The sequence below is a fragment of the Bifidobacterium sp. UBA6881 genome (genome assembly GCA_002451435.1).
In the GTDB taxonomy this organism is placed as follows: Bacteria; Actinomycetota; Actinomycetes; order Actinomycetales; family Bifidobacteriaceae; genus Bifidobacterium.
The window spans coordinates 1-2,723 of sequence record DKCF01000073.1 but is presented as its reverse complement, the minus strand read 5'-3'; the positions used below and the strand labels follow the sequence as shown (position 1 = coordinate 2,723).

Below are 2,723 nucleotides of genomic sequence, written 5' to 3'. Positions count from 1 at the left end.
GATTGCTTCGCACGATTTGATTTTTATGGACGAATTTCAAATCGTGCGAAGCGACCCATGCTTCGGGGGTATGGGACAAGCGCAAAACAGTGCTTATCCAGAGGAAAAACCGGCTGTTTTGGTTCAGAGCATTCGCACGATTTGATTAGCCATATCGGTTTTTCCAATCGTGCGAAATTTGATGGCGGCAGACGGATGATGCCGTTATCTGACACGCTGGATTACCCTAATCGAATCCTTGAATCTGCAATGCGTACGAGATGAATTAACGGAAATTCCGAGCTGTGGGTGAGAAATGCGTACCGGTTCCGGTGCCGATATGGCTACAGCGAGTGTGGCGAGATCTCGCCGGCGATGGAAGTGGACATCCACCTGCCGAAATCGGCCGCGTCCACACCTTGCGACAGCAGGAACATGACCTTCGCGTACGTGGCCTCCAACGTCATGTCGCCGGAACCGATGGCCCCTGCGCGCGCGATAGCGTCGCTCACCTCGTAATGCCCCAGCAGCACTTCGGCCTGCTGGCATTGCGAGGCGATCACCACCGGCACGCCGTCGCGCAGCGCATCGGCGATCACATCGGTCAGCCCCGGTTCGTCGCTCGGCACGTCGCCGACGCCGTATGCACGCAGGATCGCGGCCTCCGGGCGTGGCGTCAGCATCGCCTCAAGCCGTGCGGCGGTGATGCCGGGCGCCATGTCGATCACGGCCACGTCATGGCGCCCGTACGGTTTCGGATCGCGCCAGCCGCACCCATCGGCCGCCGCAATGCCCGCATACCAGTGCCACGGCGTGCCTGTGCGCGCCAATGGCTCGGACGAAGGCGAAGAGAAGCCCTCGAACGCCCAGCTGGACGATTTGCTCACACGATTGCCGGCGAACAGATGCTGTCCGAAAAACAGGCCGACGCCATGGAACCGGCCCACGGACTGCATCGCGGCGTTCAACGCGCCCGCGACGTTCGCGGCGGCGTCCGATTCGATTTTGCCCAAGGGATGCTGCGCGCCGGTGAACACCACCGGCTTGCCGAAATCGGTGAGCGCGTACGACAGCGCCGCGCTCGAATAGCTCATCGTATCGGTGCCGTGCAGCACCACGAACGCGTCGGCTTCGTCGCGGTGCGCGCGCAGGTCGTCGATCATCGTCTGCCAATTGTCGGGCGTCGCGTTCGACGAATCGATCAGCGGGCTGAGCTCGGTGAACGAGATCAGGCTCGGATCCATATGCGCGTCATCGAGCAGGCGGCGCAGCCATCCGCGCATGTCCGCGCCGGGAACGAGGCCATGCGGCGATTCGACCATGCCGATCGTGCCGCCCGTATATGTGATGTGAATGCGCATATGGTCCACCTTTGTGACGGGGCCCTCGTTCAGCGAGAGCCATTACGGTTATTTGCCGTTGTTGGCTATTGCGATTGTATGTTCGCGTCGGTACCCAGGCATGCCGTGCCGATGCACGTCAGATAGCGCGCCGTATTGCCGACGAAGCGTTATTGCCGGCCCGGTATCGGCGGCCCGGATCGGTGGCTGTGGTTCGGTCCGAACCGCCAATGCTGTTTACTTGCCCGGCTTGCCGCTGGTCTCCAACACGTCGGGAACGTCGTTCGCGTTGTCATCGAGCATCTCGTCGAGCAGATCGCCGTCGATGCGGTTGCGCACGTAGAACCAGCCGGCGACCAAGGCGACGACGACCACGGCGAACATGGCGAGCGTCCAGCGTCCGGACGCGCTGGTGAGATTCGACAATACGACCACCGCGAAGAACAGCAGTGACAGGTAGTTGGTGTACGGCGCGCCTGGCATCCGGTATTCGGGGCGCGTCTCCTCGCCCGCCTTCACCTTCTTCAGGAAGGCGAGATGCGTGACGACGATGCCGGCCCACGTTCCCGCGATGCCGATGCCCGAGAGGTTCATGACGATTTCGAACGCGTCGCCCGGCAGCACCACGTTGAGCGCCACGCCGATCAGGCCCAGCGCCGCGGTGATGATGATGCCGCCGTAGGGCACATGGTGCCTGTTCATGCGCGCGGCGAATTTCGGTCCGGAGCCGGCGACGGCCAGGGAACGCAGCGTGCGGCCGGTGGCATACAGTCCGGCGTTCAGCGACGACAGCGCGGCGGTCAGCACCACCACCTGGATCACATCGCCCGCATGGGGGATGCCGATGCCGGAGAAGAACGTGACGAACGGCGACTCATTGGAGGAATACGCCGTATACGGCAGCACCAGCGCCATCAACGTCACGGAACCCGCATAGAACACGAAAATGCGGATGATCATCGAATTGATGGCCTTCGGCAGCACCTTCGCCGCGTCCTTGGCCTCGCCGGCCGCGACGCCCACCATCTCGGTGCCGCCGAACGCGAACACCACGCCCAACGTCAATGCGAACACCGCGGGAAGTCCCTTCGGGAACAATCCGCCGTTATTGGTGATGTTCGCGACGCCGGCATGGGTGTCACCCACCGGAGCGCCGGTCACGATGGCCCAGATCGCGATTAGCATGAACGCGACGATGGTGACCACCTTGATCGCGGCGAACCAGAATTCGGCCTCGCCGAACATCTTCACGCTCAACAGATTCAGCACGAACACCACGGCCAACGCGATCAGCGCCAGCAGCCACTGCGGCACGTTCTGGAACGCCTGCCAATAGTGGAAGTACACGGCCACGGCGGTGATGTCCGCCATGACGGCCACGGACCAATCCAGGAAGAACATCCA

General features: G+C 62.4%; 2 protein-coding genes. Both read right to left on the bottom strand.

Translation table 11 applies throughout. The annotated features are described in order from the left end of the window. Positions 1 to 323: 323 nt before the first annotated feature. Positions 324 to 1,340, bottom strand: coding sequence for an asparaginase (locus B3C64_RS05550; protein WP_291534305.1), 1,017 nt, complete (start codon positions 1,338 to 1,340; stop codon positions 324 to 326). A 216-nt stretch (positions 1,341 to 1,556) separates the two neighbouring features. Continuing rightward, on the bottom strand, positions 1,557 to 2,723 hold a 1,167-nt coding region (locus B3C64_RS05545), incomplete at its 5' end, for an amino acid permease (RefSeq protein WP_291534303.1).

Bases quoted from the DNA above. Each gene is read 5' to 3' on its own strand.
- B3C64_RS05550 (WP_291534305.1), bottom strand. From the start codon at position 1,340: ATGCGCATTCACATCACATATACGGGCGGCACGATCGGCATGGTCGAA.